We start from the raw sequence: 6,932 nt of genomic DNA, 5'->3' as shown, positions 1-6,932 counted from the left end.
TAGCGTTGCGAGGCAACGAAGCAACCTGAAGCAATCTCTTAAAATAAACTTTTATATTTTATTAAATCCTCATTCCTTAGTGAAGAATTAAGAATTAAGAATTAAGAATTAAGAATTAACATCTAAATAATTCCCCCTTAGAATTAATACTAAATGATTGGTTTTTCCAGATAATTTTATTACCAAATAAACCAATTAACCAGATATAAAACCTAATTATCTCCACTATAAAAATTAACCCTAAGTATTCTTTAATATTTTGATTGTTTAAATACTTAAATCCTAGTTGATACCCAATAATTAATTTAAAACTAAAGAGGATAATTAATAATAAACTACTCAATAAATTAAATGAATTGAACAAAGCAAACAAGATACTATTTACAATTCCATAGGTGAAAATCATACCTATATAACCTTGAAAACGAGAAAATTTAATACAACGAAACCAGCGAATTTGTCTTTGTAAATATTGATTAAAACTTTCTTTTTCTATGCCATGATTAACTATATAGTTAACTAAAACTGTTTGATAACCTAATTTTGTTGGTAAATTTCCTAGTAAAAAATCATCGGCTAAACTATTAGCTATTCTCTCAAAACTCCCGATTTCTTCTAATACTTTTTTTCTCATCAAAATAGTCGAACCAAAAGCAAATTTGACTCCTTCTAAATTTCGGGCAATTAATACATTCGGGATAAAATTACAGGCTACTCCTAAAGATTCAATAATCCCCGTATAATTATCGGCAAAAGATTGATATAAACAAGTCACAACTCCTACTTTTTTATCTTGAAAAGGTTGCACTATGGTTTTTAAATAGTCTTCTTTTACTTCTATATCACTATCTGCTATTAAGATTAAATCATGGTGACAATATTTTAATCCATTGGCTAAATTACTCACTTTATAGTTATAACCAATAATTCGATCGAACACGACTAATTTTAAATCTTGCTGTGGATATTTAGCGATTAATTTTTCTACTAATAATATCACAGGATCATCTTTATCTCTAACACAAAAAACAATTTGATAATCAGGATAATCTTGATTAATAAAAGAGGTTAAATTTTTTTCTAAATTTGTCTCTAAACCCCATAAAGGTTTAAGGATAGAAATAGAAGGAGAAAAGTGTGGATTAATCTTATTTTCTAAAGAAAAAAAACTATGGCACGAATACAAACTATATAAATAATAGACGATCGAGCCTAAAGTTAATATTCCAAAAATTATCGATAATAAATTAAGCATAATCTTTTTATTATTTCCTATTCCCTATTACCCTAAACTGAGATATAAAATCTATACATTAATACAAAGAAGATAAAACAAAAAATCAATTTTAATCACTTTTCCCTCTTCCCTCTTCCCTCTTCCCTCTTCCCTCTTCCCTCTTCCCTCTTCCCTTTTCCCTCTTCCCTCTTCCCTTTTCCCTCTTCCCTCTTCCCTTTTCCCTTTTCCCTCTTCCCTACTTTTCTAAACATTAAAGCGGAATAACATAACATCTCCCTCTTTTACAATATACTCTTTTCCTTCCGATCGAACCAAACCTTGCTCTTTTGCCGCCGCCATGCTACCAGTTTTCACTAAATCTTCATAAGCAACAGTTTCCGCGCGGATAAAACCCCTTTCAAAATCAGTGTGAATAACTCCTGCCGCTTGAGGCGCTTTCATTCCTGCTATGATAGTCCATGCTCTGGTTTCTGTCTCCCCTGTGGTAAGATAGGTACGCAATCCGAGTAATTCGTAGGTAGCTTTAATTAACGACTGCAACCCTCCTTCTTTCACCCCTAAAGAGTCCAAAAACTCGGCTTTTTCTTCGGGAGATAACTCTACTAACTCTGATTCTACTTGCGCCGAAACTACCACCACTTTAGCATTTTCAGAGGCTACTTGTTGTTTAACTTGCTCTACCCATTCGTTACCAGTGGCTAAATCTTCATCGGTGACATTAGCGGCATAGATGACAGGCTTGGAGGTTAATAATCCCAAAGGCTTAATGATAACTTCCTCCTCTGGGGTTAATTCTAACAATCTCGCAGGTTTACCATCGTTAAGAATGGGCAAAATGCGCTCTAAAATTTCCATTTCTTCGGCGGCTTCTTTGCTATTCTTCGCCTGTTTTCTTAACCTCTCTACTCGCTTCTCAACTTGGGTTAAGTCGGCTAAGGCTAACTCTAAATTGATAACTTCTATATCCCTAATGGGATCAACTGAACCAGAAACGTGGATAATATCATCATCATCGAAACATCTTACCACATGGACAATGGCATCCACTTCCCTAATATTTGCCAGAAATTGATTCCCTAAACCCTCCCCCTTGGATGCGCCTTTGACTAATCCTGCGATGTCCACAAATTCAATACGAGTGGGTACAATTTTAACACTTTTAGAGATTTTAGCTAAGACATCCAAACGTTCATCAGGCACGGCTACAACACCCACATTAGGCTCGATCGTGCAAAAAGGGAAGTTTGCGGCATCCGCCTTCGCATTAGCAACTACGGCGTTAAATAACGTGGATTTACCCACATTAGGCAATCCCACAATTCCTGCTCTTAACATAATAAATATAGTAATTTTGAATATTGGTCAAGACTCCATTATCACCTAACTTGCACTTTCTATCAAAGTCAAACTCTTACCTCTTGCCTCTTGCCTTTTGACATTGAGGGCAAAAATGGCTCGATCGACCTGACAACTTCATTTTTTCTATTGATGTACTACATAATCGACAGGGTTGCCCTTTTCTACCATAAACCCAAGCCATACCGCCATAATTACCATTTACCCCCGTTATTTGTAGAAAGTCGCTAAAACTTGTACCCCCAGCCTCGATGGCTTTTTCTAACACTTCGATAATCGCTACTCTCAGGGCTGAAACTTGGGAAAATGTTAAATCACAAGCCAAAGTCAGAGGATGAATATTAGATTTGAACAGAGACTCATCAGCGTAAATATTTCCTATCCCCGCAACAATGCCTTGATCCAGTAAAACCGTTTTAATGGGGCGACGACTTTTACTTAATTTCGATCGAAAATAATCTTCAGAAAAATCAGGCGAAAAAGGCTCACAACCGAGCTTTTGTAAACCCGTAATAATGCTTTCAGGGGCTTCATTATCGGGAATAAACCACACCTTGCCAAAAGTTCTAGTATCCACAAAACGCAACTCTCGATTATCCTCAAAGAAAAAACGAAGGCGAGTATGTTTATGTAAAGGAATATCTTGATTTAACCACAATAATTGACCCGTCATGCGCAAATGTACCCCAAGCCATCCTTGAGACAACTGAGCCAACAAATACTTCCCCCGTCTATGCCAAGTCACAATTTTCCGAGACTTAATCCCTTGGGTTAATGTAACGTCCACATCAGGATAAGCCAAACTGCGAGATAACAAAACCTCAGCACCAATAATAGTGAGTTCGGAGGTTGCTTTATTTAGCCCCCGACACACTGTTTCTACTTCAGGTAATTCAGGCATAAATTAAGCCTTGTGCAATGGATTCAAACTAGATTATTTTTTCGCAGGAGCGGAAACTTCTTCTAGCTCACTTTCAGCAAAGTTATTAGTGTTAATACCACCGGGGCTACCACTTAAACCGCTATAGTTAACTTTATCGAAACGGACAATTACAGGGTAAATGATACCGCTTTTGTCCACACTAGCAACAGTTCCCACATCTTTATACCAGTAGGACTCTTTGCGTAAAATTCTTACTTTTGAACCACGTTGAATTGCCATAGGTTAATTTAATATTCTCTTAAAAAAATGACCATTAAATAACAGATTACTACTTGTTTGCCTTTCTGACATGAATTTTTGTTTAAGTTTTATTAAGTAAAATGTAATTAAAAAGTCATTTGTTATACAAGCCAGTATATATAAAATTGATATTCTCTATACTAAAGATTAAGTTTGTTTTTCACTTCGCTTAATGTCACCATCAAAGTTAAAGGATTAACAGGAGAAACTTTAAAGCCACATTTATTTTGATAAAATTGTTTTGCCGATTCATCTAAAGCATGAACTAAAATAGCTCTAATTCCTGCAATCTCAGACGCTTGTAAAGTTCGCAAAACTGCGTTTTTGACTAAACCAAAGCCGATACCACTGCCTTGATAATTAATATCAACAGCTAATCTTCCTAAAACCATCACAGGTATAGGTTCAGGCATATTTCTTCTTATACTTCCGTGAGCAATTTTTCTAGTAATGCTTCCTGTCGCTAAAGAATAATAAGCAATTACTTTATTCTCATAACAAATAACATAAGTACGAGAAGCCCCCTTTAACTCATTTTCATAAGCCTTTTCTCGTAACCAATCATTAAGTAAGGGTTGCCCACAATCAAAGTCTGTAATGTTATGGAATGGTTTTAAGGGCGTTGGTGTGTTATATTTTATTCCCACGGTGCTTTATGGTTGAGTAAATGAGATAATTGTTCGTTATCCGTTGGGGAAGTCTCTAAAAGTTGATTAAAAGTTTCCCATTGTTTTTCATTTAAGTAAAATAAACGTCTGTCGAGTAAAGTTTCTTGGGCTTTTTGATAGGCGGCATCTAACATAAATGCAGTGCGAGTTTTGCCCGTGACATTGGCAGCTAAGTCGATTAAATCTTTATGACTTGATTCTATTCTTAGATTGATGGTTTCTGAGCGTTTATTTTTTTGTGCTTTACTAACTTTCATGGTGATTTTAGCTATTAGTATTCACATTGTATAAACAATTTTATAATATGTCAAGAAAATAACTTAAGGCAAGATTAGTTGTTTTTTTTCTAAAATCTCAATACCGGGATATTTATGATTGAGGTGAAAAATATGAACTAATGATGAGCTAGGATATTAGTGATACTTAACCTAAACTATAATGTCATGGAAAAAACCTTATATATTCCTGATGAACTCTGGAAAGAATTAAGTAATTATTTGAAACAGCATCCTCAAGAAAATCTTTCTAATGTGATACAAATAGCATTAAAAGAAAAGTTACGCTCTCGTAATGGTACAGGGTTATTAAAATTAGCAGGAATAGTTAAAAATGCCCCTGCGGATGCTTCTACCAATATAAATAGCCGTTAATGAAACGATTTGTCTTATGGACGATCGATTATAAAGATTTAGGTGTTTTTGACGGTATAGAATTTTGGAATCCTTAACTCAAGGATAAAATTTTAACTTTTTGTAAAAATTCCCCCCATTCTCTCAAAAATAAGTTAATATATTGATACCTATGTACTAAAAGATTGAAAATTTCTGACATAGATACTAAGTTTAAATTATATTGATAAAGTTAAATAAAACGATTAGCTTATGGCTACCAGTACAATGGCACAAAATTCTGATAAATCTGATAAAGAAAAGGCGTTAAATGTTGTTTTAACTCAAATAGAACGAAACTTCGGTAAAGGTTCTATTATGCGTCTGGGGGATGCTTCTAAAATGAAGGTAGAAACCATCTCCAGTGGTGCTTTAACCCTTGATCTTGCCCTCGGTGGTGGTTTACCAAAAGGACGTATTATTGAAATTTATGGACCTGAAAGTTCTGGGAAAACAACTCTTGCACTTCATGCTATCGCCGAAGTTCAAAAAGCCGGTGGTATTGCGGCTTTCGTGGATGCTGAACACGCTTTAGACCCTAATTATTCTCAGGCTTTAGGAGTTGATATTGATAATTTATTGGTAGCTCAACCCGACAACGGGGAATCTGCCCTTGAAATTGTGGATCAATTAGTGCGTAGTTCTGCTGTTGACATAGTTGTCATTGACTCGGTAGCGGCTTTAGTACCTCGTGCCGAAATTGAGGGAGAAATGGGGGATTTACAGGTGGGTTTACAAGCCCGTTTGATGAGTAAAGCCTTAAGAAAAATTGCAGGAAATATCGGGAAATCAGGCTCTACGGTTATTTTCTTGAATCAGTTACGTCAGAAAATTGGTATTAGTTATGGTAGTCCAGAAGTCACCACTGGAGGAACAGCTTTAAAATTTTATGCTTCTGTTAGGTTAGATATTCGTCGCATCCAAACTTTGAAAAAGGGTACTGAAGGAGAGTATGGTATTAGGGCAAAGGTGAAGGTGGCAAAAAATAAGGTTGCACCTCCTTTTCGTATTGCAGAGTTTGATATTATTTTCGGTTCGGGGATTTCTCGCATCGGTTGTTTATTGGATTTAGCCGAAAAAACTAATACTGTTACTCGTAAAGGCGCATGGTATAGTTATGAGGGCGATAATATTGCCCAAGGGCGAGATAATGCGGTGAAATATCTGGAGGAGAATCCCGAAATTGCTAGTTCGATCGAACAGAAAGTTAAGGCAGAGTTAGAAATTAATAATGTCAGTTTTGACAGTGCTAGTGATGACTCAGAGGACGATTTTGAAGTCATGGACGAATAAAACTTATGTAGGGTGGGCATTGCCCACCAACCGAAGCAGGGCGTTTTCATTCTCAAAATTTGATTTAACTCAAAACGATAATTGACAAAAAATCTAGCTATTTTTTCTGATTAGAAAATCAATGATATAGCGTTTATCAAAAAGATGAGGTACAATTTTAGAAGAAAATTTTTGACTATATCAACATTAATGTAATGCGTCCTTATTCTTTGGATTTAAGACAAAAAATTATCCAGGCTCGTGAAAACCAACAATTGTCTATTCGTCAATTAGCCAAAATTTTTGGTGTGGCAAAAAGTTTTGTTCAAAAAATACTCAAGCGATACAAAGAAACAGGAGAACTCAAACCTCGATATTCTGGCGGAAGACCACCAAAAATAAATTCTGAACAAACTGTATTATTTTCGACCAATTCTATCATCATTCAAATGTTTAGGTAATACTCCTTTTCCGATTAAATGTTCCGTTGCTTTGTCTTCAAAAAACTGTGGAAATAGATAAAGGGGACGAGAAATAAACCCTAGTCC

The 6,932-nt window shown here is 35.4% G+C and carries 10 protein-coding genes and 1 pseudogene; 3 read left to right on the top strand and 8 right to left on the bottom strand.

All coding sequences use genetic code 11. The features are described from left to right. Positions 1-115: 115 nt before the first annotated feature. The 7 genes from hpnI to ACN4EE_RS21335 form a co-directional block, all read right to left on the bottom strand. Positions 116-1,255 (bottom strand): bacteriohopanetetrol glucosamine biosynthesis glycosyltransferase HpnI, encoded by a 1,140-nt coding sequence (gene hpnI / locus ACN4EE_RS21365; RefSeq protein WP_431708529.1) that lies wholly within the window; start codon positions 1,253-1,255, stop codon positions 116-118. 95 nt (positions 1,256-1,350) lie between these two features. Next, positions 1,351-1,488 (bottom strand): hypothetical protein, encoded by a 138-nt coding sequence (locus ACN4EE_RS21360; protein ID WP_431708528.1) that lies wholly within the window; start codon positions 1,486-1,488, stop codon positions 1,351-1,353. Continuing rightward, positions 1,481-2,572, bottom strand: coding sequence for a redox-regulated ATPase YchF (gene ychF, locus ACN4EE_RS21355; RefSeq protein WP_431708527.1), 1,092 nt, complete (start codon positions 2,570-2,572; stop codon positions 1,481-1,483). Before ychF ends, ACN4EE_RS21360 begins: the two co-directional genes overlap by 8 nt. A gap of 76 nt (positions 2,573-2,648) precedes the next feature. Next, positions 2,649-3,494 carry a DNA-formamidopyrimidine glycosylase gene (locus ACN4EE_RS21350; protein ID WP_431708526.1) on the bottom strand — a complete coding sequence of 282 codons (846 nt, stop codon included), beginning with the start codon at positions 3,492-3,494 and terminating at the stop codon, positions 2,649-2,651. A gap of 33 nt (positions 3,495-3,527) precedes the next feature. Then, on the bottom strand, positions 3,528-3,755 hold the full coding sequence (locus ACN4EE_RS21345; RefSeq protein ID WP_431708525.1) for a photosystem I reaction center subunit IV: 228 nt from the start codon (positions 3,753-3,755) through the stop codon (positions 3,528-3,530). Between the two features lie 161 nt (positions 3,756-3,916). After that, positions 3,917-4,423, bottom strand: coding sequence for a GNAT family N-acetyltransferase (locus tag ACN4EE_RS21340; RefSeq protein WP_431708524.1), 507 nt, complete (start codon positions 4,421-4,423; stop codon positions 3,917-3,919). Beyond that, entirely contained in the window at positions 4,414-4,701 is a 288-nt protein-coding gene (locus ACN4EE_RS21335; protein WP_431708523.1) for a type II toxin-antitoxin system TacA family antitoxin, read from the bottom strand. The genes ACN4EE_RS21340 and ACN4EE_RS21335 overlap by 10 nt, the downstream gene beginning before the upstream one ends. Before the next feature lie 186 nt (positions 4,702-4,887). Here ACN4EE_RS21335 and ACN4EE_RS21330 point away from each other — a divergent pair, with 186 nt between their 5' ends. From ACN4EE_RS21330 to ACN4EE_RS21320, 3 genes are all read left to right on the top strand, one after another. Continuing rightward, a complete protein-coding gene (locus ACN4EE_RS21330; RefSeq protein ID WP_431708521.1) occupies positions 4,888-5,094 on the top strand; it encodes a hypothetical protein in 207 nt (68 codons plus the stop codon). Between the two features lie 246 nt (positions 5,095-5,340). Next, a complete protein-coding gene (recA, locus tag ACN4EE_RS21325) occupies positions 5,341-6,405 on the top strand; it encodes a recombinase RecA (protein WP_431708530.1) in 1,065 nt (354 codons plus the stop codon). A 194-nt stretch (positions 6,406-6,599) separates the two neighbouring features. After that, positions 6,600-6,845 (top strand): helix-turn-helix domain-containing protein, encoded by a 246-nt coding sequence (locus tag ACN4EE_RS21320; protein WP_431708520.1) that lies wholly within the window; start codon positions 6,600-6,602, stop codon positions 6,843-6,845. Here the strand turns inward: ACN4EE_RS21320 and ACN4EE_RS21315 are convergent. Then, positions 6,810-6,932, bottom strand: a pseudogene (locus ACN4EE_RS21315) (DUF4277 domain-containing protein); the annotation flags it as partial. The gene ACN4EE_RS21320 and the pseudogene ACN4EE_RS21315 overlap by 36 nt on opposite strands.

It is taken from the genome of Geminocystis sp. CENA526 (assembly GCF_050753365.1).
In the GTDB taxonomy this organism is placed as follows: Bacteria; Cyanobacteriota; Cyanobacteriia; order Cyanobacteriales; family Cyanobacteriaceae; genus Geminocystis.
Note: the sequence above shows the minus strand (reverse complement) of the source record. Positions and strands in the feature narration are given on the sequence as shown.